This is a genomic window from Sorangium sp. So ce1036 (assembly GCF_051369805.1).
Classification (GTDB): Bacteria; Myxococcota_A; Polyangia; order Polyangiales; family Polyangiaceae; genus Sorangium; species Sorangium cellulosum_F.
This window is the reverse complement of the sequence record NZ_JBBMOX010000001.1, coordinates 3,425,627-3,452,012: the sequence shown is the minus strand read 5'-3', so window position 1 is coordinate 3,452,012 and position 26,386 is coordinate 3,425,627. Positions and strand designations below refer to the sequence as shown.

24 protein-coding genes and 2 pseudogenes are annotated in these 26,386 nt (G+C 72.5%); 21 read left to right on the top strand and 5 right to left on the bottom strand.

Translation table 11 applies throughout. From position 1 onward, the window contains the following. Window positions 1–279 precede the first annotated feature (279 nt). From ppsA to hypE, 12 genes and pseudogenes are all read left to right on the top strand, one after another. Window positions 280–2,691: a phosphoenolpyruvate synthase gene (gene ppsA, locus WMF31_RS13295; RefSeq protein ID WP_436602288.1), complete on the top strand. Its 2,412-nt coding sequence runs from the start codon at window positions 280–282 to the stop codon at window positions 2,689–2,691. Between the two features lie 79 nt (window positions 2,692–2,770). Beyond that, complete coding sequence (locus WMF31_RS13290; protein WP_165373332.1) at window positions 2,771–3,247, top strand: Crp/Fnr family transcriptional regulator; 477 nt, start codon at window positions 2,771–2,773, stop codon at window positions 3,245–3,247. Next, window positions 3,244–4,413, top strand: a pseudogene (locus WMF31_RS13285) (4Fe-4S dicluster domain-containing protein); the annotation flags it as partial. The gene WMF31_RS13290 and the pseudogene WMF31_RS13285, both read left to right, overlap by 4 nt. A gap of 153 nt (window positions 4,414–4,566) precedes the next feature. After that, on the top strand, window positions 4,567–5,256 hold the full coding sequence (locus WMF31_RS13280) for an FAD/NAD(P)-binding protein (RefSeq protein ID WP_436606553.1): 690 nt from the start codon (window positions 4,567–4,569) through the stop codon (window positions 5,254–5,256). Between the two features lie 7 nt (window positions 5,257–5,263). Then, the gene (locus WMF31_RS13275; RefSeq protein WP_436602287.1) at window positions 5,264–6,046 is read left to right on the top strand and encodes an oxidoreductase; all 783 of its coding nucleotides are present in this window, start codon (window positions 5,264–5,266) and stop codon (window positions 6,044–6,046) included. After that, window positions 6,036–7,355 (top strand): Ni/Fe hydrogenase subunit alpha, encoded by a 1,320-nt coding sequence (locus tag WMF31_RS13270; protein ID WP_436602286.1) that lies wholly within the window; start codon window positions 6,036–6,038, stop codon window positions 7,353–7,355. Before WMF31_RS13275 ends, WMF31_RS13270 begins: the two co-directional genes overlap by 11 nt. Continuing rightward, window positions 7,352–7,834 carry a hydrogenase maturation protease gene (locus tag WMF31_RS13265; RefSeq protein WP_436602285.1) on the top strand — a complete coding sequence of 161 codons (483 nt, stop codon included), beginning with the start codon at window positions 7,352–7,354 and terminating at the stop codon, window positions 7,832–7,834. The genes WMF31_RS13270 and WMF31_RS13265 overlap by 4 nt, the downstream gene beginning before the upstream one ends. Beyond that, window positions 7,816–8,082 carry a hydrogenase/urease maturation nickel metallochaperone HypA gene (locus WMF31_RS13260; protein ID WP_129349994.1) on the top strand — a complete coding sequence of 89 codons (267 nt, stop codon included), beginning with the start codon at window positions 7,816–7,818 and terminating at the stop codon, window positions 8,080–8,082. The genes WMF31_RS13265 and WMF31_RS13260 overlap by 19 nt, the downstream gene beginning before the upstream one ends. Then, complete coding sequence (locus WMF31_RS13255; RefSeq protein WP_436602284.1) at window positions 8,082–10,496, top strand: Kae1-like domain-containing protein; 2,415 nt, start codon at window positions 8,082–8,084, stop codon at window positions 10,494–10,496. The genes WMF31_RS13260 and WMF31_RS13255 overlap by 1 nt, the downstream gene beginning before the upstream one ends. Before the next feature lie 2 nt (window positions 10,497–10,498). Further along, a complete protein-coding gene (locus WMF31_RS13250; RefSeq protein ID WP_436602283.1) occupies window positions 10,499–10,726 on the top strand; it encodes a HypC/HybG/HupF family hydrogenase formation chaperone in 228 nt (75 codons plus the stop codon). Next, on the top strand, window positions 10,723–11,835 hold the full coding sequence (gene hypD / locus WMF31_RS13245) for a hydrogenase formation protein HypD (protein ID WP_436602282.1): 1,113 nt from the start codon (window positions 10,723–10,725) through the stop codon (window positions 11,833–11,835). The genes WMF31_RS13250 and hypD overlap by 4 nt, the downstream gene beginning before the upstream one ends. Next, window positions 11,832–12,881, top strand: coding sequence for a hydrogenase expression/formation protein HypE (gene hypE, locus WMF31_RS13240; RefSeq protein ID WP_436602281.1), 1,050 nt, complete (start codon window positions 11,832–11,834; stop codon window positions 12,879–12,881). The genes hypD and hypE overlap by 4 nt, the downstream gene beginning before the upstream one ends. A 46-nt stretch (window positions 12,882–12,927) precedes the next feature. Here the strand turns inward: hypE and WMF31_RS13235 are convergent, their stop codons facing one another. After that, window positions 12,928–13,701 (bottom strand): hypothetical protein, encoded by a 774-nt coding sequence (locus tag WMF31_RS13235; protein ID WP_436602280.1) that lies wholly within the window; start codon window positions 13,699–13,701, stop codon window positions 12,928–12,930. Between the two features lie 403 nt (window positions 13,702–14,104). Between WMF31_RS13235 and WMF31_RS13230 the strand changes: the two genes are divergently transcribed. The 3 genes from WMF31_RS13230 to WMF31_RS13220 all read left to right on the top strand — a co-directional run bounded on the left by WMF31_RS13230 (window position 14,105) and on the right by WMF31_RS13220 (window position 18,303). Then, the gene (locus tag WMF31_RS13230; protein WP_436602279.1) at window positions 14,105–15,100 is read left to right on the top strand and encodes an MBL fold metallo-hydrolase; all 996 of its coding nucleotides are present in this window, start codon (window positions 14,105–14,107) and stop codon (window positions 15,098–15,100) included. A 222-nt stretch (window positions 15,101–15,322) separates the two neighbouring features. Then, window positions 15,323–16,795, top strand: coding sequence for a serpin family protein (locus WMF31_RS13225; RefSeq protein WP_436606552.1), 1,473 nt, complete (start codon window positions 15,323–15,325; stop codon window positions 16,793–16,795). 140 nt (window positions 16,796–16,935) lie between these two features. Beyond that, window positions 16,936–18,303, top strand: coding sequence for a serpin family protein (locus WMF31_RS13220; RefSeq protein ID WP_436602278.1), 1,368 nt, complete (start codon window positions 16,936–16,938; stop codon window positions 18,301–18,303). A 24-nt stretch (window positions 18,304–18,327) separates the two neighbouring features. Here the strand turns inward: WMF31_RS13220 and WMF31_RS13215 are convergent, their stop codons facing one another. Continuing rightward, window positions 18,328–19,179: a DMT family transporter gene (locus tag WMF31_RS13215; RefSeq protein WP_436602277.1), complete on the bottom strand. Its 852-nt coding sequence runs from the start codon at window positions 19,177–19,179 to the stop codon at window positions 18,328–18,330. Window positions 19,180–19,324: 145 nt separating this feature from the next. Continuing rightward, on the bottom strand, window positions 19,325–20,407 hold the full coding sequence (locus WMF31_RS13210; RefSeq protein ID WP_129350021.1) for a phosphotransferase: 1,083 nt from the start codon (window positions 20,405–20,407) through the stop codon (window positions 19,325–19,327). Window positions 20,408–20,456: 49 nt separating this feature from the next. Here WMF31_RS13210 and WMF31_RS13205 point away from each other — a divergent pair, with 49 nt between their 5' ends. Further along, window positions 20,457–21,656, top strand: a complete 1,200-nt coding sequence (locus WMF31_RS13205) for an acyl-CoA dehydrogenase family protein (protein ID WP_436602276.1) — start codon at window positions 20,457–20,459, stop codon at window positions 21,654–21,656. A 58-nt stretch (window positions 21,657–21,714) separates the two neighbouring features. On the opposite strand, the gene WMF31_RS13200 is transcribed toward WMF31_RS13205, so the two are convergent. Beyond that, complete coding sequence (locus WMF31_RS13200) at window positions 21,715–22,317, bottom strand: GrpB family protein (protein WP_436602275.1); 603 nt, start codon at window positions 22,315–22,317, stop codon at window positions 21,715–21,717. Window positions 22,318–22,877: 560 nt separating this feature from the next. Between WMF31_RS13200 and WMF31_RS13195 the strand changes: the two genes are divergently transcribed. Then, complete coding sequence (locus WMF31_RS13195) at window positions 22,878–23,495, top strand: hypothetical protein (protein ID WP_242515178.1); 618 nt, start codon at window positions 22,878–22,880, stop codon at window positions 23,493–23,495. 298 nt (window positions 23,496–23,793) lie between these two features. On the opposite strand, the pseudogene WMF31_RS13190 reads toward WMF31_RS13195, so the two are convergent. After that, a pseudogene (locus tag WMF31_RS13190) lies at window positions 23,794–23,907 on the bottom strand (hypothetical protein); the annotation flags it as partial. Window positions 23,908–23,979: 72 nt separating this feature from the next. On the opposite strand from WMF31_RS13190, the gene WMF31_RS13185 reads away from it, so the two are divergent. The 4 genes from WMF31_RS13185 to WMF31_RS13170 are packed head-to-tail and all read left to right on the top strand — an operon-like array spanning window position 23,980 to window position 26,111. Beyond that, window positions 23,980–24,309, top strand: a complete 330-nt coding sequence (locus WMF31_RS13185; protein ID WP_129350034.1) for a hypothetical protein — start codon at window positions 23,980–23,982, stop codon at window positions 24,307–24,309. Next, window positions 24,306–24,845, top strand: a complete 540-nt coding sequence (locus WMF31_RS13180; RefSeq protein WP_436602274.1) for a hypothetical protein — start codon at window positions 24,306–24,308, stop codon at window positions 24,843–24,845. The genes WMF31_RS13185 and WMF31_RS13180 overlap by 4 nt, the downstream gene beginning before the upstream one ends. Further along, window positions 24,799–25,647, top strand: a complete 849-nt coding sequence (locus WMF31_RS13175; RefSeq protein ID WP_436602273.1) for a hypothetical protein — start codon at window positions 24,799–24,801, stop codon at window positions 25,645–25,647. Before WMF31_RS13180 ends, WMF31_RS13175 begins: the two co-directional genes overlap by 47 nt. 44 nt (window positions 25,648–25,691) lie before the next feature. Further along, window positions 25,692–26,111, top strand: coding sequence for a GFA family protein (locus WMF31_RS13170; RefSeq protein WP_436602272.1), 420 nt, complete (start codon window positions 25,692–25,694; stop codon window positions 26,109–26,111). Window positions 26,112–26,386: the final 275 nt, after the last annotated feature.

The window sequence follows — 26,386 nt, the reverse complement described above, 5'->3', positions numbered from 1 at the left end:
CGCAGCCGCCATGCCAATCCCAGGCGCATGCCCGGCGAGGCGCCCCTCCCCGCCGCCTGCGCCGCCTGCGCCGCCCGCGCCGCTCCCGCCGGCTCCGCCCGCTCCACCCGGCTCTCCCCGCTCCCCGGAGCTCCCCGCGCAGCGGCTGCACGCCGGCGCACGTCGTTCGCCCCCTGGCTCCCTCTCGTTGCCGCGCAGGCCTGCCCTCGCCACGGGCGCGTGACCGGGCGCGATCGCGTGGGTCCCCACCCCGGCACGGGCGATGCTTGGCCGCCGGGCATGCGCTGGATTCGACGCCTTGAAGACGTGGCCATGAACGATGTTCCCCTCGTGGGCGGCAAGAACGCCTCGCTCGGCGAGCTCCTCAGGAACCTCACGCCGCTCGGCGTGAACGTGCCCGCCGGCTTCGCCGTCACCGCGGAGGGCTACCGGCACTTCGTCGCGAGCGCCGGCCTCGGCGCGCGCATCCGCGAGGCGCTCGCCGGGATCAACAAGGACGACGTCGACGATCTCGTGCGACAGACCGCCCGGATCCGCGAGCTCATGCTCGGGGCCCCGCTCCCGCGCGACCTCGAGGACGAGCTCGTCGCGAGCTACCGCGCGCTCTCCCAGCGCTACGGCGAGGACGCCACCGACGTCGCGGTGCGCTCCTCGGCCACCGCCGAGGACCTGCCCAACGCGAGCTTCGCCGGCCAGCAGGAGAGCTTCCTCAACGTGCGCGGCGCGGTCTTCGTCGTGGAGGCCGTCAAGAAGGCGTTCGCGAGCCTCTTCACCCCGCGCGCGGTCAGCTACCGCCTCGACATGGGCTTCGACCACGAGGGCGTCGCGCTCTCCGTGGGCGTGCAGAAGATGGTCCGCGCCGACCTCGCGAGCGCGGGCGTCATCTTCACGCTCGACACCGAGAGCGGCCACCGCGGCATGATCCTCGTCTCGTCGAGCCTCGGCCTCGGCGAGAGCGTCGTGCAGGGCCGCGTCGTGCCCGATCTCTTCCACGTCCACAAGCCGACCCTGCGCGAGGGCTTCCGCCCGCTCGTCCGCAAGACGCTCGGGACCAAGGAGATCCGCCTCGTGTACGACGAGGGGAACCGGCAGGTGAAGAACGTCCGCGTCCCGGACGAGGAGCGGGCGCGCTGGTCGCTCAGCGACGACGACGTCCTCACGCTCGCGCGCTGGGCCGCGCTCATCGAGGAGCACTACGCGCGCGCGCGGGGCGAGGACACGCCGATGGACATCGAGTGGGCCAAGGACGGGCGGAGCGGCGATCTCTTCGTCGTGCAGGCGCGCCCCGAGACCGTGCACAGCCAGCGGAAGGCGCCCCGGGTGCGCCTCTACCACATCAAGGAGAAGGGCGAGCGCCTCGCGACAGGGCTCGCGATCGGCGAGAGCATCGCCGCGGGCCGGGCGAGGATCGTGCGCGATCCGCGGCAGATCGGCGAGGTGAAGCCCGGCGACATCCTGGTCACCGAGACGACGGATCCGGACTGGGAGCCGATCATGAAGGCCGCGGCCGGCATCGTGACCGAGCGGGGCGGGCGGACCTCCCACGCGGCCATCGTCGCGCGCGAGCTCGGGCTCCCCGCCGTGGTCGGCGCGGGCGACGCCACCCGGACCATCCCGGAGGGCGCGGAGGTCACGATCTCGTGCGCCGAGGGCGAGGCCGGGATCGTCTACCGGGGCAAGCTCGCGTACGACCTGCAGGAGATCGATCCGGCGGCGCTGCCGCGGCCCCGGACGCAGATCATGCTCAACGTGGGCAACCCGGAGCAGGCGAGCCACCTGTCGCTCCTGCCGAGCGCCGGCGTGGGCCTCGCGCGGATGGAGTTCATCTTCGCGAGCTACGTCGGCGTCCACCCGCTGGCGCTCACCCGGTACGCGACGCTCGCCCCCTCCGTGCAGCGCGAGGTCGACCGCGCGACCGCGGGCTACGCGGACAAGACGTGGTTCTTGGTCGACCGGCTCTCGCAGGGCATCGGCACGATCGCGGCGGCCTTCTGGCCGAGGCCGGTGATCCTCCGGTTCAGCGACTTCAAGACGAACGAGTACGCGCGGCTGCTCGGCGGGGCGCGGTTCGAGCCGAGCGAGGAGAACCCGATGCTCGGGTGGCGCGGGGCGAGCCGGTACTACCACCCGGGCTACAAGGAGGGGTTCCTGCTGGAGGTCGCCGCGGTCAAGCGGGTGCGCGAGGAGTTCGGCCTCACCAACCTCAAGGTGATGATCCCGTTCTGCCGGACGCCCGAGGAGGGCGACCGCGTGCTCGAGGCGATGCGCGCGGGCGGGCTCGCGCGGGGCGAGCGCGGGCTCGAGGTCTACGTCATGGCCGAGATCCCGTCGAACATCCTGCTCGCCGAGGAGTTCGCGCGCCGCTTCGACGGCTTCTCGATCGGCTCGAACGACCTGACGCAGCTCATCCTCGGGGTCGACCGCGACTCGGCGACCGTCGCCCCGCTCTTCGACGAGCGCAGCGGGGCGGTGAAGTGGGCCTGCGCGCACCTCATCGAAGCGGCGCACGCGGCCGGTCGCAAGGTCGGCATCTGCGGGCAGGCGCCGTCCGACTTCCCCGACTTCGCGGCGTTCCTCGTGGAGCGCGGGATCGACTCGCTGAGCCTCAGCGCCGACGCGTTCGTCCGCACGACGCTGCGCGTGCACGAGGTCGAGCAGCGCGCGGGCGCGGGCGCGGGGGCGGCGCGGTGAGGGGCCGGGGGCGAGCCCGCGAGGTGAGGAAATGTCCGGATGGCCACGCGGCCGCCCCGGGATGCACAATGGCGGCGTCATGAGCCAGGGATCCGTCGACCCCGCCGTCGTTGGGCGCCTCTCCGTGTTCGCGGGCCTCGGCGAGGCGTCGCTCCGCCGCGTCGCCGCCCTCGCCGTCATCGAGGAGCACGCCGCGGGCTCGATCCTCTTCCGCGAGTCCGATCCGTCCGCCGATGTCCTGTTCGCCCTCGAAGGGCGCGTGTCGCTCAGCATGCGCCTCGGCGACGCGCGCCACGTGACCGTCCTGTCGCTCGGCCCGGGCGAGCTCGTGGGCTGGTCGGCGATGTTCGAGGGCAGCCGCCGCGTCGCCAGCGCGCGGGTCACCGAGGCGGCGTCGCTGCTGCGCCTGCCGGGCCGCGCGCTGCGCGACCTGTGCGAGGCCGACCACGACGTCGGCTACGCGGTCATGCGGCAGCTCGCGGCCGTCCTGGCGCAGCGCCTGCATGACACCAGGCTCCAGCTCATGGACATGTTCGGCAAGGAGCAAGGGGCATGACCGACGCGGCCCCCGTCCCGGCGCCCACGACGGCGGCGCCGCCCGGCGAGCCTGGCGTGGCGCGGCCGGTCGTGCTCGCCCGCGGCGATCTCGGCCGGCTCTTCGACGCGCTCCGCGCCGAGGGCTACCGCGTCGTCGGGCCGACCGTGCGCGACGGCGCCATCGTGTACGACACGATCGAGGGCCCGTCGGAGCTGCCGATCGGCGTCCGCGACGAGCAGGCGCCCGGGCGCTACCGCCTGGTGCGCCGCGGCGACGACGCCTGCTTCGGCTTCGTGGTGGGGCCCCACTCCTGGAAGAACCTGCTCTTCCCGCCAGAGGAGCGGCTCTACGAGGCGACGCGCCGCCCCGACGGCCGCGTCGGCTTCACCCCCGTCCTCCCCGCCGATCCGCCGTACGCGTTCGTCGGCGTGCGCGCGTGCGAGCTCGCCGCCATCGAGGTCCAGGACCGCATCTTCGCCGAGGGCCCGGCGATCGAGCCCCGCTACGCCGCGCGCCGCCGCCGCGCGTTCCTCGTCGGCGTCAACTGCCTCGAGCCGGGCGATCTCTGCTTCTGCGCGTCGGCCGGCACCGGGCCGCGCGTCGATCACGGCGCGGACCTCACGCTGACCGAGCTCACGGACGTCTTCCTCGTCGAGGCGGGCTCCGAGCGCGGGCGCGCCCTGCTCGAGCGCCTCCCCACGCGGCCGGCCACCCTCGCCGAGGTCGACCGCCTCGAGCAGGGCACGGCCGAGGCCCGCGGCCGGATGGGCCGCGCCATGGACATGAACGGCCTGCCCGACCTGCTCTTCGGCAACCTCGACCACCCGCGCTGGGACGACGTGGCCGCGCGCTGCCTGTCGTGCGGCAACTGCACCCTGGTCTGCCCGACCTGCTTCTGCTCGTCGGCCCACGACGCGTCGGACCTCTCGGGCGCCGAGGCCACCCGCGTCCGCACGTGGGACTCGTGCTTCTCCGAGGAGCACGCCGCCATCCACGGGCAGAACTTCCGCCCCACCCTCAAGGATCGCTACCGCCAGTGGCTCACCCACAAGGTCGGGTCGTGGGTGCCGCAGTTCGGCGTGTCGGGCTGCGTCGGGTGCGGGCGGTGCATCGCCTGGTGCCCGGTGGGCATCGACATCACCGAGGAGGTCGCCGCGATCCGCGCGGACGCCCGGGCGCCGGCCGCCCTGCCGGCGCACCGCCCGCCCGCGGCGGCCGCCGAGGACGCGCTCGTCCCCACGCCCGCGGTGGTCAGCGCGGTCGTCCGGGAGACGGCCGACGTCGTGACGCTCCACATCACCCCGGCCGCGCCGATCCGGCACGCGCCGGGGCAGTTCATGATGCTCTCGCTCCCCGCGATCGGCGAGGTGCCGATCTCGATCTCCGGCGCCGACGACGACGCCCTCGAGCACACGATCCGCGACGTCGGCGCGGCGACGCACGCGCTCGTCGAGCTCGCCGCGGGCCAGGAGCTCGGCCTCCGCGGGCCGTACGGGACCGCGTGGCCGCTCGACGAGGCGCGGGGCCGGCCCGTGGTCGTGGTGGCGGGCGGCATCGGGCTCGCCCCGCTCCGCGGCGCGATCCGCGCGATGCTCGACCGGCCGAAGGACTACCCGAGCGTGCGGCTCTTCTACGGCGCCCGCACGCCCGACGACATCCTCTTCGTGCGCGAGATGCTCGGCTGGGTGGACCGGCCGAGCTTCCGGATGGATGTCACCGTCGATCGCGCGGGCCCCGGCTGGCGCGGCCACGTCGGCGTGGCGACGCGCCTCCTGCGCCGCGAGGCGCTGCCGGAGGACGGGACGTACCTGCTCTGCGGCCCCGAGGTCATGATGCGCTTCACCATCGAGGCGCTCGCGGCCGCGGGCGTCCCGGCCGACCGCATCCACGTGTCCATGGAGCGGCACATGAAGTGCGCCGCGGGCTTCTGCGGGCGGTGCCAGTACGGCCCGTGGTTCATCTGCAAGGACGGCCCGGTCTTCCGTTACGACCGGCTCTCCCTGCTCTTCGGAAGGGAAGGGTTCTGAGCGCCCCATGACGTCCCCGCGCCGCCCCCGCCTCGCCGTGTTCAAGCTCGCCTCCTGCGACGGCTGCCAGCTCACGCTCCTCGACTGCGAGGACGAGCTGCTCGCCGTGGCCGGCGCGGTCGACATCGTGCGGTTCGCCGAGGCGACGTCGCGCCCCGACGACGGCCTCCCGTTCGACCTCGCGCTCGTCGAGGGGTCGGTCTCCACGCCGGAGCAGCTCGAGCACGTGCACCGCCTGCGGGCGCGCGCGAGGCGGCTCGTCACCATCGGCGCCTGCGCGACCGCCGGCGGCATCCAGGCGCTGCGCAACTGGGCCGACGCCGAGGAGTACCTGCGCGCGGTCTACGCCCGGCCGGAGTACATCCGGTCGCTCGCGACCTCGACGCCGGTCTCCGCCCACGTGCCCGTGGACTTCGAGCTCCGCGGCTGCCCCATCGACAAGGCGCAGCTCCTCGAGCTCATCACCGCCACCCTCGTCGGCCGGCGCCCGGCCCTCCGCAACGAGAGCGTGTGCATGGAGTGCAAGCGGCGCGGCAACGTCTGCGTGATGGTGGCGAAGGGCGAGCCGTGCCTCGGCCCGGTGACCCACGAGGGCTGCGGCGCCCTGTGCCCGAGCTACGATCGCGGCTGCTACGGGTGCTTCGGCCCGCGCGAGCGCGCGAACACCGGCTCGCTCGCCGGCTGGTTCATCGCGCACGGGATGGTGCCGGAGGAGGCGCTGCGGAGGTTCCGCGGGATCAACGGGTGGGCCGAGGCCTTCCGCGAGGAGAGCGAGCGGCATGAGCGCTGAGGAGCGGGTCTACAAGGTCGACGTGCTCACCCGCGTGGAGGGCGAGGGCTCGTTCTACCTGCGCGCGCGGGGCGGCGCGATCGAGGAGGCGCGCCTCGCGATCTTCGAGGCGCCGCGCTTCTTCGAGGCGCTCCTGCGCGGCCGCGGGATCCACGAGGTCCCCGACATCGTCGCGCGCATCTGCGGCATCTGCCCGGTCGCGTACCAGATGAGCGCGGTGCGCGCGATCGAGGGCGCCCTGGGCCTCGCCCCGAGCGAGCCCGTCCGCCGCCTGCGCCGCCTGCTCTACTGCGGCGAGTGGATCGAGAGCCACGCGCTCCACGTGTTCCTGCTGCACGCGCCGGATTTCCTCGGGTACCCGAGCGCGATCGAGATGGCGAAGGACCACAAGGACGTGGTCGAGCGGGGGCTGGCCATGAAGAAGGTCGGCAACGCGCTCGTCGCGCTGCTCGGCGGGCGCGCGATCCACCCGGTGTCGCCGCGCCTCGGCGGCTTCACCCGCGCGCCGAGGCGGCGCGAGCTCGCCCGGATCCGCGACGATCTCCGCCGCGCGTGCGACCAGGCGATCGAGGCGGTGCGCTGGACGGCCGCGCTCCCGGCGCCCGACTTCGAGCAGGACTACGTCTTCGTCGCGCTCGCCGGCGGCGACGCCTACCCGCTCGAGTGGGGCGACCGCATCGCGATCACCGGCCGCCCGGACGTCCCCGTGGAGCAGTGGGAGCAGCACTTCGTCGAGCGCCAGGTGCCGCACTCGACCGCGCTCCAGTGCCGGCTGGCCGACGGCTCGCCGTACCTGTGCGGCCCGATGGCGCGGCTCGCCCACCACACGGACAAGCTCCACCCGCGGGCCGCCGAGGCGCTCCGCGAGAGCGGGCTCTCGGCCCCGGGATCCCTGACCACGAACCCGTTCCGGTCGATCATCGTCCGGGCGGTCGAGATCGTCCACGCGCTCGCCGAGGCGCTCGACCTGGTGGACGGCTACGAGGAGCCGGACCGCCCCTACGACGAGGTGACGCCGCGCGACGCCGTGGGGTTCGGCGCGACCGAGGCGCCGCGGGGGCTGCTCTGGCACCGCTATGCGATGGGGGCCGACGGGCTGGTACGGGAGGCGCGCATCGTGCCGCCGACCTCGCAGAACCAGGCCCGCATCGAGCGGGACCTCGTGGGGATCGCCGGGGAGCTGCTCGCGCTCGATCACGGCGCGGCGACGCGGCGCTGCGAGCAGCTCATCCGGGCCTACGACCCGTGCATCTCGTGCTCGACCCACTTCCTGAAGCTCACGATCGACCGCGAGGGGGGGTCGCCGTGAGCGGGGGGCCGCTCGTGATCGCGCTCGGCAACGAGGCGGCGGGCGACGACGGCGCCGCGCTCGCCGCCGCGCGGGCGCTCGCGCAGGACGGCGGCGTCGACGTGGTGCTCGCCGGCAGGCCGGGGGTCGCGCTCCTCGATCTGCTCGACGCGGCGCGGCCGGTGGTGCTGCTCGACGTGGTGCGCGCGGGCGGGGCGCCGGGCGCGATCGTGTCGCTGGGCCTCGGCGAGGCGCTGGACCGCGCCGCGCCGGGGCCGCACGTCTCGTCGCACGGCTTCGGCCCGGCCGAGGCCCTGGAGCTCGCGCGCGCCCTCGGCCGGCCGCTGCCGCGGGGCATCCTCGTCGGCATCGAGGGCGCGCGCTTCACCGCGGGCGCGCCGCACTCGGACGCCGTGGCGCAGGGCATCCCCGCGTTGATCGAGGCCGCGCGCGCCGCGGTGGCGGCGCTGAGGAGGGAGTCATGCACGAGCACGGGCTGATCCAGCGGCTCCTCGCCCGCGCGCTCGCCGAGGCGGAGCGCCGTGGCGGGCGCCTCCGCGGGGTGCACGTGCGCCTCGGCGCGCTCGCGAGCGCCACGCCGGAGCACTTCCGCGAGGACTTCGAGCACGTCCGCGCGGAGCTCTCCGCGGGCGACGTCGCGCTCCATGTCGAGGTCGCGCCCGAGCGCCCGGCCGGGGTCGAGCTCGTGTCGATCGACGTGGCCGGCGCGGCCGGCCCGGCGGGCTGATGGAACGGCGCCGCGGCCGCGTCGAGGGGGTCGCCCAGGGGGTGGGCTTCCGGCCGTTCGCGGCGCGGCTCGCGCGCGAGCTGGGCCTCGCCGGCGGGGTGCGCAACGAGGGGGGCGCGGTCGTGGTCGAGGTCGAGGGCGACCGGGAGCGGCTCGACGCCTTCGCCCGGCGCCTCGAGGCCGAGGCGCCCGCGGCGGCGCGGATCGATCGCGTGGCGTGGGCCGCGGTCGCGCCGCGCGGCGCGCGCGGCTTCCGCATCGACGAGAGCGACCCGGGCGGCGCGCCGAGGCTGACCATCCCGCCGGATCTGCGCGCGTGCGAGGGATGCCTCGCGGAGGTCGAGGATCCGGGGGCGCGGCGCCTCGGCTACCCGTTCACGAGCTGCGCGGCGTGCGGCCCGCGCTTCACGATCGTCGAGGCGCTGCCGTACGACCGGCCGCGCACCACGATGGCGCGCTTCGCGATGTGCGCCGCGTGCCGGCTCGAGTACGACGACCCGGCCGACCGGCGCTACCACGCCCAGCCGATCGCGTGCCCGGCGTGCGGGCCCGCGCTCACCCTCCGCGACGCGGCGTTCGCGCGGCTCGCCGGGGGCGACGACGCGCTCGCCCAGGCGTGCGAGGCGATCCGCCGCGGCGGCATCGTGGCGCTCAAGGGGCTCGGCGGTTACCAGCTCCTCTGCGACGCGCGGGGCGAGGCCGCGGTCCAGCGGCTGCGCGAGCGCAAGCGGCGCGCCGAGAAGCCGTTCGCGGTGATGGTGGCGGAGGTCGCCGCGGCCAGGGCGCTCGCCGCCGTCTCCGCGCGGGAGGAGGAGGCGCTCACCTCCGCCGCGGCGCCCATCGTCCTGCTGCGCCGGCGCGGCGACGGGCTCGCGCGCTCGGTCGCGCCCGGCAGCGCCCGGCTCGGCGTCATGCTCCCGGCCACGCCGCTGCACCACCTGCTCGCGCGGCGGCTCGGGTTCCCGGTGGTGACCACCAGCGGCAACCTCCACGAGGAGCCGATCGCCGCGGACGACGAGGACGCGCGGCGCCGCCTCGGACGGATCGCCGACGTGTTCCTGACCCACGACCGGCCCATCGCGCGCCGGTGCGACGACGCCGTGGTGCACGTGGTCGACGGCCGCGTCCGCACGCTGCGGCTCGCCCGCGGCCTCGCGCCCGTCCGGGTCGCACTCGGGTCAACCTCGGTCGGGGCGACCTCAACCTCGGTCGGGGCGACCTCAACCTCGGTCGGGGCGACCTCAACCTCGGTCGGGGCGACCTCAACCTCGGTCGGGGCGACCTCAACCTCGGTCGGGGCGACCTCAACCTCGGTCGGGGCGACCTCAACCTCGGTCGGGGCGACCTCAACCTCGGTCGGGGCGACCTCGACCTCAACCTCGGTCGGCCGCGCCCTGCTCTGTGCGGGCGCGCACCTCAAGAACGCGCCGGCCGCGGCGGTCGACGGGGAGGCGGTGCTGTGGCCCCACGTCGGCGACCTCGACACGCAGGCGGCGCGGGACGCCCTCGACGAGGCGCTCGCGGCGCTCCGCGCGTTCCTCGCCCTCGACCCCGCCGCGGTGGTGGCCGACGCCCACCCGGACTACGCCTCGACGCGCTGGGCGGAGCGCTCGGGGCTGCCGGTCGTCCGGGTGCAGCACCACCACGCGCACGTGGCCGCGTGCCTCGCCGAGCACGGCGGCCGCGAGGCGCTCGGCGTCGCGTGGGACGGCGCCGGGCTCGGCGACGACGGGACGATCTGGGGCGGCGAGCTCCTCCACGTCACGCCGCGCGGCGCGCGCCGCCTCGCGCACCTGCGCCCGTTCCCGCTCCCGGGCGGCGACGCCGCCGCGCGCGACGGGCGGCGGGCGCTCGCCGGCCTCCTGGTCGAGGCCGGCCTCCCGCTGCCCGGGGGCGACCGCGATCTCGGGCGCTTCGCCGCGGTCGCGCGCTCGGCCCGCCTCGCGCCCCGGACGAGCAGCGCGGGGCGGCTGTTCGACGCGGTGGCCGCGCTCACGGGCCTCCGCGCGCGCGCGTCGTTCGAGGGGCAGGCGGCGCTCGCGGTGGAGCACGCGGCCGAGCCCGGCGCCGAGCCGTACCCGTTCCGCGTCGACGGGCCGTCGATCGACTGGGCGCCGATGCTCGCGCCGATGCTGGCCGAGCGCGGCGACGCGCGCCGGGTGGCGTCCCGGTTCCACGCGACGCTGATCGCGATGATCGTCGAGGTCGCCGTCCGGCACGGCGCCCGCGTCGTCGCGCTCGCGGGCGGCTGCTTCCAGAACGTCCTCCTGGCCGAGGGCGCGGCGCGCGCGCTGCGCGAGCGCGGCCTCTCGGTGCTCCTGCCCGCGGCGGCGCCGCCGGGAGATGGAGGGCTCGCGCTCGGCCAGGCCTGGGTGGCGAGCCACCTCGCTTCTCTGCCAAGATCGGCGCGCTGATCATGTGCCTCGCCGTCCCTGGCCGCCTGCTCGATCGCGCCGAGGGCCCCACCGGCCTCCCGGTAGGCCGCGTCCACTTCGGCAGCGTCGTCAAGGAGGTCTGCCTCGCCTTCACCCCGGACGCGCGCCCGGGCGACTACCTCCTCGTCCACGTCGGCTTCGCCATCCAGCGCCTCGACGAAGAGGCCGCGCGCCGCACGCTCGAGCTCCTCGCGGAGACCGCGCCGTGAGGTACGTCGACGAGTTCCGCGACCCCGCGCGCGTGCGGCGCGTGGCCGAGGCCCTCGACCGCGCCGTGACCCGCCCGTGGACCGTGATGGAAGTCTGCGGCGGGCAGACCCACGCCATCGCGCGCTACGGCCTCGACGCGCTCTTCCCGCGCGGCCTCTCGCTGGTCCACGGCCCCGGCTGCCCCGTGTGCGTCACCCCGCTGGAGGTCATCGAGGCGGCGCGCGCCATCGCGCTCACGCCGGGCGTCATCCTCTGCGCCTACGGCGACATGCTCCGCGTCCCCGGCGCGCGCGGCGACCTGCTCGAGGCGCGCTCGCGCGGCGCGGACGTGCGCGTGGTGCTCTCCCCGCTCGATGCCGTCCGCCTCGCCCAGGCCTCGCCGGATCGGCACGTGGTCTTCTTCGGCGTGGGCTTCGAGACCACGGCGCCGGCCACGGCCATGGCCGCCGAGCTCGCGCGGCGCCTCGATCTCGGCAACTTCAGCCTCCTCGCCGCCCACGTCCGCGTGCCGCCGGCCATGGCGCTGCTCCTCGCCTCGCCCTCGTGCCGCGTGCAGGGCTTCCTCGCCGCCGGGCACGTGTGCGCCGTCGCCGGCACGGGCGAGTACCCGGCGATCGCCGCGCGCTTCGGCGTGCCGATCGTGGTGACCGGCTTCGAGCCGCTCGACATCCTGCAGGGCCTCTGGATGCTCGTCCGCCAGCTCGAGGAGGGCCGCGCCGAGGTCGAGAACCAGTACGCCCGGTCCGTGCCGGACGAGGGCAACCCCGCGGCGCGGGAGATGGTCGCCCGGGTCTTCGAGCCGGCGGATCGGCCCTTCCGCGGCCTCGGCGTGGTGCCGGCCGGCGGCCTGCGGATCCGGGAGGCCTACGCCCGATGGGACGCCGAGCGGCGCTTCTCGCTGCGCCTCGCTCCCTTGGACGAGCCCGGCCGGTGCCGGGCCGCCGAGGTGCTGCAGGGCCTGCTCGAGCCGACCGCGTGCCCCGAGTTCGGCCGCGGCTGCACGCCCGACAGGCCGCTCGGCGCCCCGATGGTCTCGACCGAGGGCGCCTGCGCCGCGTACTTCAGGTACCGCCGGGCGCGCCGCGCGCCCGGCGAGGAGCTCCCGTGAGCGACGCGCCCGACCTCACCTGCCCCCTGCCCTGCTCCGACTACCCGCGCGTCGTCCTGGCGCACGGCGGCGGCGGCCGGGTGATGCACCGCCTGATCCGCGAGCTCTTCGTCGCGGCGTTCGACAGCCCGTGGCTCGCCGCGGGCCACGACGGCGCGGTGATCGACCCGGGCAGCGGGGCGCTGGCGCTCACCACGGACGCGTTCACGGTCCGCCCGCTGTTCTTCCCCGGCGGGGACATCGGCAGCCTCGCGGTGCACGGCACGGTCAACGATCTGGCCATGTGCGGCGCGCGGCCGCGCTACCTCACGGCGTCGTTCGTCCTCGAGGAGGGGCTCCCGATCGACGAACTCCGGCGCATCGTGGCCTCGATGGCGGGCGCGGCGCGCCGGTCGGGCGTCGCCGTCGTGGCGGGCGACACCAAGGTGGTCGAGCGCGGCAAGGGCGACGGGGTGTACATCGCCGTCACCGGCGTGGGCCAGGTCGAGAGCCGCGCGCCGATCGCGCCGGAGCGGGTGCGCCCCGGCGACGTCGTGCTGGTCAGCGGGCCGGTGGGCGATCACGGCGTCGCGGTCATGACCGCGCGCGAGGGGATCGGCATCGAGACCGATCTGGTGAGCGACTCGGCGCCCGTGGCCGACGCGGTGCTCGCGCTGATCCGGGCGGGCGTCGACGTCCGCTGCCTCCGCGATCCGACGCGCGGCGGGCTGGCGACGGTCCTGTGCGAGATCGCCTCCGCCGCGGGCATCGGCGTCCGCGTGGCCGAGGAGGCGATCCCGGTGCGGCCGGCGGTGGCCGACGCCTGCGAGCTGCTCGGCCTGGATCCGTGCTACGTCGCCTGCGAGGGGCGGTTCGTGGCCTTCGTCCCGGAGGCGGACGGCGAGCGGGCGCTCGCGATCTTGCGCGCGACCCCTGGCGGCGAGGGGGCGCGCCGCATCGGCCGCGCGACCTCGGAGCCCCCGGGGACGGTGGTGCTCGAGGGCGCGCTCGGCGGCGAGCGGGTGCTCGACATGCTCTCGGGCGAGCAGCTCCCGCGGATCTGTTGACGGTGACCGGCGGCGTCGACCGGTGGACGCCCCCTCGCGGGCTCCATCAGGGCTTCGCCGCCGGCGCGGCGTGGTCGCGGCGCACCTCGGCGTGCCCGTTCGCGAGGAAGGCGTCGATCACGGTCGCGTGGGCCTGAATCAACCGGACGACCTCGGGTGACGTGGAGGTCTCCTTCACGCGGACGCCCTTCTCGGTGGGGGTCGTGGTCATCGCGATCCGGTCGGCGTGGGCGAAGATCGCGGCGAACAGCGGATCTCGGGCGTGGATCGGGCGGCGCTCCTCCATGCGGCGGCGCATCGCCTGCACGTGATCGCGAATCCCCTGCGCCACGGCCGGATCATCGGATTCGGTCAGCGTCTCCACGCCGTCGGGCAGCATCGTGACCTGCCGGCGAATCTGCCCGCGGTGATCGAGCAGGTAATGGAACAGCTCCCTGTCCGACGAGCCCGCGGGGTCGCCGCCCATGGGCCCGTGTCCACCGGGCGCGCCCGTGCCGTCTCCGCCCCTGTGCGGCCCCGCGCCGTGCATGCCGAGGTGCGCGCCGCCGCCGTGGCGCCCCATCCCGGCCATCCCCCCGTGGCCCGCGTGCATCCCTCGGCCCTCGCCTCCGTTCCCGTGGCGCGGCGGGCCGCGGTGACCTCTGCCGTGGCCGCTGCAGCAGGCACACGACGCCCGCTCCTTGCCCGCGCATCCCTCGCGGGCGCAGCCCGCGTGGGCCCCGCCGCCGGCCGTCGCCACGCCCGCGCCCGGCTGGGCCGCGCACCCCGCGAGCGCCAGCGCCATCCCCGCCACCAACCCGATCTCTCGCACCTTCTTCATGACGTCCCATCTCCCTCTCGCGGCGACGTGCAAGCGATGTACCCATCGCGGACATCACGCGCGCTCCGCGCGCGCGACGAGGCGGCGCGCAGCGAGGGAGGGTGCACCACGGCGCGATTCACGGGGGCGCGTGATCCGGAGCTCGGCGGCGCGGCCTGCGGGATCGCGGCCTGGTCTCCTCCATGAGGACGCGGGGATTGCGCGCGTATGCAGCCCGTGCGCCGGCGATGGGGCGGGGCTCTCTCGCCATGCCGCCCGAGGCCTCTGGCACGGTCATCGCAACGATGCGGCGAGGCGGCCATACGCCTTGAGCTCGCGCTGTCCGCAAGCGCGCGATCGCCCCATCACCGCGCGTGCGGTGATCGTGTCCATTCGGGGCTCGACGTCCCGGGAGGTAGTTCCCATGTTGTTTCGACAGCTCTTCGATCCCACCTCGTCCACCTACACCTATCTGCTGGCGGACCCCGAGACCCGCGAGGCCGTGCTCATCGACCCGGTGCGCGATCAGGTCGAGCGGGACATCGAGCTGCTGAGCGACCTCGGCCTGAAGCTCGTTTATACGCTGGACACGCACGTGCATGCCGATCACGTGACCTCCGCGAGCATCCTCCGCCGCCGGCTGGGCAGCAAGACCGTGCTCTCGGCCAAGGCCAGCGTGGCGTGCGCCGATGTACCGGTGAAGCAGGGCGACGTGATCCGGTTCGGCCGTCAGGCGCTCGAGGTCCGCGAGACGCCGGGCCATACCGACGGCTGCGTCACCTACGTCACCGCGGACAGGTCGATGGCCTTCACGGGCGACGCATTGCTCATCCGGAGCTGCGGGCGGACCGATTTCCAGCAGGGCGATCCGCGGAAGCTCTATCGCTCCGTGCGCGAGCAGATCTTCACGCTGCCCCCGGAGACGCGCCTTTACCCCGCCCACGATTACAAGGGGCGGACCGTGACGACGGTCGCCGAGGAGCTCCGGCTGAATCCGCGCCTCCGCAGCGAGCGGACCGAGGAGCAGTTCGTGAAGATCATGAGCGAGCTCCACCTCGCGAAGCCGAAGCAGATGGAGATCGCCGTCCCGGCGAACCTGCAGTGCGGGACGCCCGACCGCGAGACGATGACCGGCGAGCCGAAGCCCGAGCGCGCCTGGGCGCCCGTGACCCGGACGGCGACGGGGACGCCCGAGGTGCCGCCGGAATGGGTCGCGGCGCACGGCTGCGACGTGCGGCTGGTCGACGTGCGGGAGCCCGAGGAATACGCCGGGTCGCTGGGGCACATCGCCGCGGCGGAGCTCGCGCCGCTCGGGCGGCTCCAGGACGTATCCGCGACATCCCGGCGGCCGGCGGCTGCGGCGCCTGACGCCGCGAGCCCGGGCCTCGCCTCGCCCGAGCGCGCGCCCCCGGCCTCCTGAGCGACCTCGGCCAGGGTGGCCCAATCCGGCTCAACGCCGTGCACACCCCGTCTCGAGCCGTGATATCCGCTCATTCAGCGCATCGTGGGGCACTCCATGGCTGGCGCCGCTGGCGCTGCATGGCACACGCCTCGAGCGACGTCGCGATTTCCGCGCGGAGACGCGCTGGCACACAGCCTGCACATGCCCGGCGTCATGCGAACGACGATGGGCTTCTTGGCAATGTTTGTATCGGCTCTTCTGGCATGCGGCCCGAACGAGGGCGGGAATGCGGGAGGGGGCGGCGCCGATCAGGGCGCGGGTGCTGGCGGTGGCGGCTCCAGCCAGGGCGGCGGCGGCTCCAGCCAGGGCGGCGGCGGCTCGAACCAGGGCGGCGGCGGCTCGAACCAGGGCGGCGGCGGCTCGAACCCGGGCGGCGGCGGCTCGAACCCGGGCGGCGGCGGCTCGACCGCGGCCCCCGTCGAGTGCTTCGAGGTGAAGCCCGGCTGCATGCTGCCCTCGGACACGACGCGCATCACGACCCCGGATGTCCCGCCGGAGGACCTGGAGTCGCTGTCACGCAACAACGCGAGCTTCGCGCTGGACCTCGGGCGCGCGCTCCGCAGCGCGGCGGACAACGTCGTCTACGCTCCCTTCAGCGTCTCGACCGCGCTCGCGATGGCCTACGCGGGCGCGCGGGGCGCCACGGAGGAGGCGATGGCCAAGGCGATGCGCTTCGAGCTGCCCCAGGAGCGGCTGCACCCGGCGTTCAACCACGTGGACCTCGAGCTCCAGGGGCGCGCCGGGGACCCCGACGACACGACGGGGCGCGGCTTCCGGCTCCGCACCGCCAACGCGATCTGGTCGCACATCGGTTATCCGATCGAGGAGCCGTTCTTGCAGGCGCTCGGCGAGAACTACGGAGCGCACGTGTGGCTCGCCGACTTCGATCGCCCGCCGGAGGCCGAGGGCCTCATCAACGCGTGGGTGAGCGACCGGACCGAGGGCAAGATCCCGAAGCTCCTCGAGGACGTCCTCGACCCGGAGTCGCGGGTCGTGCTCGTCAACGCGATCTCCTTCGAGGCCGCGTGGAGCGAGCCGTTCTCGGAGCGCGCGACGAAGCCCGACAGCTTCCGGCGCGGCGACGGCATGAGCGTCATCGCCCAGATGATGCGCGGCACGCAGGACACGCGCCACGGCGCGGGCGACGGCTGGGAGGCGGTCGAGCTCCCTTACGCGGGGGTCCCCGTCTCGATGTTCCTCGTGATGCCCGCCGAGGGGACCGCGGACGCGTTCGAGGAGTGGCTCGACGGCGAGGCGCTCGAGGAGATCATCGCCTCGATGCAGCAGCGGTCGGTCGACATCACGATGCCGAAGTTCTCGTTCGGCTCGTCCGCCTCGCTCAACAAGGCGCTCGGCGAGCTCGGCATGGAGATCGCGTTCAGCGGGGAGGCCGACTTCACGGGCATCTATCGCGAGCCAGGAGGGATGCAGATCCAGCACGTCATTCACAAGGCGGTCATCGACGTGGACGAGGCCGGGACCGAGGCGGCGGCGGCGACGGCGGTCGTCCTCGCCGTCAGCGCCTCGGGCGCAGGCCCCCTCCCCGAGCCTGCGACGATCGTCCTGGACCGCCCCTTCTTCTTCTTCATCCGCGATGTGCCCACGGGGGCGATCCTCTTCGCGGGACGCGTCAACGATCCGACAGCGCCCTGAGATCGTGCCACGACTCATCGTGGCACAATCCGCAGCGAACGCCCTGCCTCGACTTGGCACAACCAGAGACATAGATACCATCTCAGCGAGAAGTCTCTGTGCCACACTCTCTGGCACGCAGCCTGCTACGACTCAGCCTCATGAGAACGACCATCGGCTTGGCAGCAATGCTCATGTGGGCTCTTGTGGGGTGCAGCAGCTCGAACCAGGGCGGCGAGACGGGCGGGGGCGGCTCGCATCAGGGTGAGGGGGGCTCCAACCAGGGCGGGGGCGGCTCGACCGCGGCCCCCGCCGAGTGCTTCGAGGTGAAGCCCGGCTGCGTGGTGGCCTCGGACGCGGAGCGCATCACGACTCCGGACGTCCCGGCGGAAGATCGGGAGTCGCTCGCGCGCAACAACGCGAGCTTCGCGCTCGACCTCGGCCGCGCCCTCGACGGCGCGACGAAGAACCTCGTCTACTCGCCGTTCAGCGTCTCGACCGCGCTCGCGATGTCCTACGCGGGCGCGCGCGGCGACACGAAGGAGGCGATCGCCAAGGCGATGCGCTTCGAGCTGCCGGAGGACCGCTTGCATCCGGCGTTCAACCATGTGGACCTCGAGCTCCAGAAGCGCGCCGAGAGCACCAGGGAGGGAGGCGGCTTCCGGCTCCGCACGGCCAACGCGCTCTGGTCGCAGCTCGAGCTCACGCTGCAGCAGCCGTTCTTGAAGGTGCTCGTCGAGAGCTACGGGGCGCCCGTGCGGCTCGCGGACTTCACGAACGCGGAGGAGGCCGAGGGCCTCATCAACACGTGGGTGAGCGACCGGACGGACGGCCTGATCCCGAAGCTCCTCGACGGCAACGTGGAGCCGCTCACGCGGCTCGTCCTCGTCAACGCGATCTCCTTCAAGGCGGCGTGGAGCGAGCCGTTCAAGGAGGAGGCGACCAAGCCCGGGGCGTTCGAGCGCGCCGACGGCACGAGCGTCACCGCCCAGATGATGCGCGGCACGCAGGAGACACGCCACGGCGCCGGCGACGGCTGGGAAGCGGTGGAGCTCCCTTATGCGGGGACCCCCGTCTCGATGGTCGTCGTGATGCCCGATCCGGGGACCGCGGACGCGTTCGAGGAGTTGCTCGACGGCGCGGCGCTCGAGGAGCTCCTCGACTCGATGCAGCAGCGGTCGGTCGATATCACGATGCCGAGGTTCTCGTTCCGCTCGTCCGCCTCGCTCAAAGAGGCGCTCCAGACGCTCGGCATGGGGGTCGCCTTCAGCCCCGACGCCGATTTCAAGGGGATCATCGCCGAAGGCGAGCTCAATATCCAGGACGTCATTCACGAGGCGCTCATCGACGTGGACGAGGCCGGGACCGAGGCGGCGGCGGCGACAGCGGTCCTCTTCGAGGTCACGGGCGGGGGCGCCCCCGAGCCTGCGGAGATCGTCGTGGACCGCCCGTTCTTCTTCTTCATCAGGGACCTGGCGACGGAAGCGATCCTCTTCGCGGGGCGCGTCAACGATCCGACGGCGCGCTGAGGGCGAGCGACCGGCGTTGGCCTCTCATGCCCCCGCGGCCGCCGGGCGCGACGCCTGCACCGTCCGCCAGGCGGTCGCGCCGAGGATGACGGCGCCGCCCACCATCGACCAGACCCCGGGCCGCTCGCCGACGAGGAGGAGCGCCCACACCGGGTTGAGCACCGGCTCCACCAGCACCAGGAGGGAGGCCTCGAGGGCCGGCGTGTGGCGCACGCCTCGGCCGAAGATGGCGTAGGACAGGCCGATCTGCACCGCGCCCAGGAACACGAGGAGCCCGACGTCCAGCGCTCCTGGCCGGGCCGCGCTGCCCAGCGCGAGCGGCAGGGTGCCGAGCCCCGCGAGGAGATTGCCCCAGAGGAGCACCACGGGGTTCTCGTCCTGGGCCGCCCGGAGCCCGACGAGCGCCAGCGCGAACATGACCCCGGACACGAGCGCGAGGGCGTTGCCCAGGAGCTGTCCTGCCGAGAGCTGGTCGAGGAAGAAGAGCCCCATTCCGGCGACGAAGACGGGAACGGCGAGCTTCTCGCCGCGCGAGGGGCGCTCGCGGAGCAGCCAGGGGCTGAGCAGGAGCACGTACAGCGGGGCGGTGGACTGCAGGAAGATGGCGTTCGCGGCCGTGGTCAGCTTGGTGGACTGCACGAACAGCACCATGGTCGCCGCGCTCGCCGCCGCGGCGCCGAGGGTGCGCCACGTCGGGAGTCGGCGGGCGCCCGGCAACGCGAGGCCCAGCACGAGCGCCGCGATGAGCGAGCGGCCGCAGGTGACCTGCCATGCGTTGAGGGAGATCAGCTTGATCCCCGCGCCGCCGGTCGACCAGAGGAGCGCGGCGGTCAGGATCAGCAGTCGAGAGCGGACCGTGAGGGGCAGAGAACTCATGAGGCTGCGTGTGTCCCGATCCGGCGGCGCGTCCTATACACGCCCGGACAGGCGCCGTAAATGGCGGTCACTCGCGTCTCCAGCGCCGCCTCTCTCCGCGCCGCTCGTCCAGGTCGCGGGCCCCGGTGAGCCCGGCAACAGCGGTTCAGCGCGGCGAGATCCCCGCGATCCCGCAGGCGAGCTCGGAGAGCATCGTCACGGCCGCGCCGTACGCGCCGGCGTCCTCGGAGCTCGCGTTGCCCTGCAGGCTCCGCTTGTAGACCCCCTGGGCGATCGCGGCGAGGCGGAAGATGCCGAAGGCCATGAAGTACGGCCACGCCTCGATGTCGTCGCGACCGGAGAGCTTGCAGTAGGCGGCGACCATCTCGTCCTCGGTCGGGATCCCGAGCGACGCGACATCGACCCCGGCGAGGCCGCCGCGACCGGGGAGGTTGATGCGGTACCCCATGCAGGCGTACGCGAGGTCGCTCACCGGATGTCCCAGGGTCGAGAGCTCCCAGTCGAGCGTCGCGAGGATCTCGGGGGGAGAGCCGGATGAAAAGACGAGGTTGTCGATCCGGTAATCGCCGTGGACGAGCGTCGTCTCGTCGTTCGCCGGGACGTTGGTGGACAGCCAGCGCCTGAGCGCCTCCATGGCCGGCACCTCGCCCGTGCGCGAGGCCTCGTACTGCCTCGACCAGCGGTCGACCTGTCGCGCGACGAAGCCGCCGATCTTGCCGTGATCCGCGAGCCCCACGGCGGCGAAGTCGACGCGGTGGAGCGCCGCGAGCACGCGGATGGTGTCGGCATAGATCGCGCGGCGCTCCTCGGCGGTCCCGACGTCCGGCAAGGTCGGATCCCAGAAGATCCGCCCGGCGACGTACCGCATGACGAAGAACGGTGTGCCGATCACCGCGTCGTCCTCGCAGAGGGCGAGCGCGTCCGGCACGGGCACGTCGGTGTCGCGGAGCGCGCGCAGGATCCGGTATTCGCGCTCGACGGCGTGCGCGGACGGAAGGAGCTTGCCGGGTGGCTTCTTTCGCACGACGAGCTCGAGATCGCCGCCCGCCCCGCCGTGGACGCCCACCCAGTACGTCGGGTTCGACTGGCCGCCCTTGAACTGGGCGACGGTCACGGTGCCTCCCGCGCAGCCCTCGACGTGCTCGGCGAGCCAGCGGCCGAGGGCCGCCTCGTCGATCCGGTGCGCCTCGCGGGGCGCGCGGGTGCTGCTCGGCGGGGTGAGCGTCATCGCACGTCCGACCCTATCACGCAGGGCGCCCGCCTCCTATACTGCCGCCGTGACGATCTCGTTCGAGTTGCCCCCCGAGCTGGCCGATCTCCGCCGTCGCGTGCGCGCGTTCGTCGACGAGCACGTCATACCGAACGAGGCGCGGATCCACGAGGAGGATCGTGAGCGACGGAAGGACACGCTGACGGCGCTCCGCGAGCGCGCGCGGGCCGAGGGGCTCTTCGTGCCGCACCTGCCCGTGGAGCACGGCGGCCTGGGGCTCGGCATCATGGGCATGTGCGCGGTCTTTCGCGAGATGGGCCGCTCGCCGCTCGGCGCGGCCTGCTTCAACTGCGATGCGCCGGATCAGGGCAACATGGATCTTCTGCTCAAGGCGGCCTCGCCCGCGATCCGCGCGAAGTACCTGGCGCCGCTCGCCCGGGCCGAGATCACGAGTGGTTTCGCGATGACCGAGCCCGCCCCCGGCGCCGGCGCCGATCCGTCGAACCTGCGCACGCGGGCGGCCCGGGTCGACGGCGGCTGGGTGATCGACGGCCACAAGTGGTACACGACCGGCGGCGGCGAGGCGGCGTTCCTCATCGTGATGGCGCGGACCTCGGAGGATCCCCGCACCGGGGCGACGATGTTCGTGGTGGATCGCCACGCCGAGGGCGTCGAGCACGTGCGCGACATCCCGGTGATGAGCCCGCCGGTGCTGGCGCACCGCGAGGCCGAGATGCGCTTCCACGGGGTGCGCGTCGGCGACGAGGCGGTCCTCGGCGGCGTCGGCGAGGGCTTCCTCCTGGCGCAGCGGCGCCTCGTGCCGGCGCGGCTCACGCACTGCATGCGCTGGCTCGGCTGGGCCGATCGCGCGCTCGCGATGTGCCGCGAGTACGTGCTCACGCGGGAGAGCTTCGGCAAGACGCTCGCGCACCACCAGATGATCCAGAAGAAGCTCGCGGACGCGGCGTCCGGCCTGCACGCCGGCAACCTGATGACGCTGCACTGCGCGGCGATGCTCGAGCGGGGCGAGGAGAAGGAGGCGCGGCCTTACTCCTCGATGGCGAAGAACCACGTCGCGCGGCTCCTCTGCCAGGTGCTCGACGACGCGATCCAGATGCACGGGGCGCTCGGGTACAGCGAGGACATGCCGTTCGCGATGTGGTACCGCCTCGCGCGGTCCGCGCGCATCGCCGACGGGCCGGACGAGGTGCACGACGTCGTCGTGGCGCGGGACTTCTTGCGAGGCGCGTTGACGACGCTGATCTGAGGGGGAGAGGGAGAGCCGGAGAGGGAGAGAGAGCGCGCGTCTCCGGCGGAGCGCGGGATCAGCGGATGAGGCCGTTCGCGCGGAACATGCGGTCGTAGATGGCGCGGATCACGGGCTCCTTGTGCCTGTTGTAGTCCATCACGGTGCCGCCTCGCGCCGAGATCTCGGCGGCGGCCGCGAGCTTGGCGCGGCGGTAGAGGTCGAGCTCCTCCGGATGGTCGATGAGCCACTTCCGGAACATGCGATGGCGGATCACCTCCGGGCAATCGGGGCCGAAGACGTGCACGTTGCTGTGCGGCTCGGCGAGGGTGAGGAGGCGGTGCTCGTGCCAGTCCGGCTCGCGGACGACCAGCGTGAATCCGGCGCTCGACAGGGCGGGCACGTACGCGCGCTCGTCGGCGGGATCGGCGACGGTGAGGTCGACGTCGATCGTCGGCTTGGCGGGCAATCCCGGCACCGAGGTCGAGCCGACGTGCTCGATCGCGAGCGCGGCGTCGCCGAGGGCGGCGCGGATCCGCTGCGCGACGAGGTCGAACTGCTGCGGCCAGCGCGCGTCGGGGTCGACGACGGCGATCGGCGCGGGCCTGGGGGGGCCGTTCACCCAGGGGTCGTGGTCGGGGGCGGGCTCGTGGTGCTTGGTGATCTCCTCGGGGGTGGGCATGGTGCGGGGCAGAGAGTGTAGTACACGACTGGTCGAGGTTGTCCCTGGGTGGTGGGGGGAGGAAAGGTCTTCCGGGCTGCCCGGCGCGCGGCGAACACCCCTCCGGGGACCTACGGGATCGACGCAGAACCAGGAACCAGGGATCCGGGAACGGATCTGGGCGGCGCTCGGTGTCGCCGTGTCGCCGTAACGGCTGCTCGGATCACGTCGGAATACGCGGAGATGGCGCGCGATGGCGTCCGTCGGGCGGTCGCGCAGCAGAGCGTGGGGTTCTCCTCACGCCAGCAAGGCGACGCTTCCGGCTGCCGAAGAGGCCTCGGCCGTCCGCTGACGTGGCAGCTCCCAGCAACGTAGCCAGCGGCTGCAGCGCGCCGCATCGTTGCGTCGTTCGGTTCGTCCGATCCCCTCGTATCGGAGGCTTGACATGGCGGGTTGTCCATTGGTACCTCCTCACGATGCGTAGGAGAGACACAAAATGCAGATTCGAATGCATCGGCGGTCCACGGATGCAATGCACGATACCCCCCTCTCTGCAGGGACCAGCGTACCGATGAGGCACCATGTCACGACCAATTGTTCATGACTTTACCCGGGCCGTCCAGCGCCTGACCTGGGTGAAAGAAGCGCGCGCCTACCACGTGTCCGCAGAGAATCGGCTCGTTGCTGAGACTGGGGTCCACGCAGACTCGCTGCGGCAGGGGCTCTACCTGTATCTGTACAGCAACAGCGGTGAGACCCACCCAATCAGAAACAAGAATAGACACCACCACCCACCGGACGGTGCCGTGATCTGTCCGCCCGGCTACTGCACGCTCAAGAGTGGCATGTTTCGACACGGCTTGCATGAGCATATCAGGAGGAACGTTCATGCCCATCTCTGGCGTCCAGATGCGACCCCCCGGCAAGACCATCTTACCCCGCAGGTGATAGCTTGGTTCCTCGTGTTTGAAACCGATCCGCTTGGCCCTCCACCGCTCGGCGCAAGGCAGAAAACTCGGGAGAAGTATTACAACTTCATGGTTCGAAAATGGTTATCCGAGCGCAACCTGAACGACCCTCGACAAAGCGAGCTATCCGAGCATCGCTGGATTCCTCCTCATACGACAACGCCTCCGCTTGCTCCGGAGGATGGGCGGGGGTTTCTCGAGAACCTTCTCGCGAGCAATCCGGACTGGTAGGCTCCTGGGGCACGTGAAATTGTCTAGGAGGCTGACATGGTGTGCTCGCCTCCGCTCGCCACGTACGGAGAGACGACTGCCTAAAAAAAATAACGTTTTCGCGGCGGCGGAGCGGCGCTCCGACCTGCGTTGAAACGCAACTTCGTCGATCCGAAGCAAGTCGAACACCTTCCAGTCGCGCTGCATGGTGTGGCTGAAAAAGAAGCGGAGCGCGTGCTCGGCGATGTTGATGCTCGATGGCGCCAGCTTCCTCTCGGAGGTAGAGGAAGTATGCGCGGACGTCCTCGTCCGTGATCGCCTCCGGCTCCCGCGCTACCCGATCGATGAACTGCCGCACCGCGAGCAGGTATCCCTCCTGCGTCCGCGGTCGAAGGTCGCGCAGCCGCTGGGGCAGCGACGACGCCTCGCGCATGCGCTCGCCGCACGTCCGCCAGCGCGACCACGTCGTGGTTGTCAGGGCAACCCTCGGAGGGTATGATCGAGCATGCCGTCGAAGGATCAGGTCGCTCGGGAGCTCATCGCGGAGCACTTCGCGATCGAGCCGCATCTTCAAGCTGTCTATCGCATCGTCGCGGATAACGAAGCCAGCGCGACCGAGCCTATCAAGCTGCTGGAGGTCAACGCCGCGACCGTGGCCACGGGAGGCGTTACTCCGTTCGAGTTTGCGCCGACCCAGGACGTTCCATTCCCAACGGTCATCGCTGAAGTGACGCCCGCGGAGTTCGAGGCGCTTCAGACGGATGGTTCGAAGCTTCCGAAAGGTTGGAGGCTGGACCGCGCGCAGAGGTTTACGCGCGACGAGTTGGCAGCGTGATGGACGCTGAGGTTAGACGTCAAGCCTTTGCCGTTGCGTTCGCGACTCAAGGGCGGTCGGATTGGGACGTCTACAAGCATTTCTCGGCGCTCACGAAACCCAGCTTCCCGCAATGTCACACACTCCACCACCTCCAGATGGCGACCGAGAAGATCGCCAAGGCGTACCGCATCCGCGACACCGCCGCGGACGTGGACGAGCTGGTGAAGCATCACACCGGGTTCGTCGAGTTCATCAATCAGTTCTTCCGCTGCGAAACGATTCGGAACGAATATCGAGGGCAGGACGCAGCGCTGCAGACTCTTCAGCGGAATGCGACAGCCCTCGCTCGGGAGATCGAGAAGCTCGCACCCGCTACCGGCCGACTGTCGTCACCCGAGAACGCCGAGTATCCGTGGGAGCGTGACGAAAAGATCCTCGTTCCGTGCACCTTTGATTTTCCGAACCTTACCATGCTGCGGCAGGCAAGCGGTCGGGCGGTCATGAACCTTGTTGAGCGAGCTTTTAACGATTTCGAGCGATTGCGCATCCAGTAGGTCACATACGCTTCCCTTATCGGCGGGCGAGTGCTCGATGGCTGCCGCCCAGCCATCTGTTGTCGTCCTCGAGGTCCAGCGCGACGTGGATCCGGACAAGAAGTTCTCGTGGCCGATGTACGTCACGGGCGTGCGCGCCAGGAGGCGCTGCGCCACGGTCGTCCTCGTGGTCGCGCCGGACGCTGGCGTGGCCGCCTGGGCGGCGGAGAGCATCGACCTCGGCCTGGGCGTCGGCAGCATCAAGCCGCTGGTGCTCGGTCCGGCCGTCGTCCCCGAGATCACCGACCCGGCCGTTGCGGAGAAGGAGACGGAGCTCGCCGTGCTGTCGGCGGTGGCGCATGGCAACGGGCCGAACGGGCTCATCGTGCTCCAGGCGGCGCTCGCGGCCCTGGGCCGGCTCGACCAGGAACACGCGATGGTCTATTTTCAGCTCATCTGGGACGGGTTGCGCGAACCCATGCAGCAGGCTCTGGAGGCGGTGGTCATGGAACGGCAGATCGAAGGTGAGGCGAAGCTTCCCCCGTTCGTGCAGAGGCTCATCGATCGCGGCATGCGCGAGGGCGAGCTCAAGGGCATGCGTGAGGGAAAGCTCGAGGGCATGCGCGAGGGAAAGCTCGAGGGCATGCGCGAGGGCGAGCTCAAGGGCAAGAAGGAAACCCTGCTGCGGCTGCTTGCGCGCGCGGGGATCGTGCTCACCGAGGACGAGAGCGCGCGCATCCAGGCATGCTCGGACGTCGCGACCCTCGACCGCTGGATCGAGAACGTCCTCGGGGCGAAGACTGCCACCGAGGTGCTCTCCTGACGGTTGCTGCTCGGCGCATCGTCGGGCACATGAAGAGAGGACATATGAACGAGCCCTGCATTCACGGTAGTTGCCTTTGCGGAACGGTGACGTTCGAGGTCCGCCCGCCGTTCCAGAAGATGATCCATTGCCATTGCTCGCGGTGTCGCAAGGGCACCGGCACGGGGCACGCAACCAATCTGACCGCCGATCCCGGCCAGCTCCGGTGGCTGTCAGGCGAGGCGGCCATCACGCGCTATGACCTCCCGACGGCCAGGAGCTTCGGCAAGTGGTTCTGCAGCCGCTGCGGCTCTCCGGTCCCGCGCCTGACCCGCAACGGCAAGATCATGGTCATCCCGGCCGGCTCGCTGGACGCGGCGCCGCCGATCGACCCGACAGATCACATCTTCTGGGGATCCAGGGCGTCGTGGGGGTGCCCCAGCGGAGGGCTTCCAACGCACGATGAATATCCGGCGTCGTGGTAGGGCGTGTGCCTGACGGGTACTGCGTCACCCAGGCTCGTCCCGGGGTCGTCGCGGTGGGGCCGGGGCGCAGCCTGGCCACAACAGGCCCCTTCCCGGCCGTCCCGGCTCTCCCATAGGAAGTATTCCTCGGCGGTCGCTTTTCCTTAGGAGCCAGAACGTCGAGGCCGCTATCGTCTGGTATGCGTTCAGCCTCATTCTTACGCCACCTCGCCCCCGTCCTCCTCGTCGCGCCGCTCGCCGCGGCGCTCGGATGTGATGGCGCCGGTGCCCCGCGA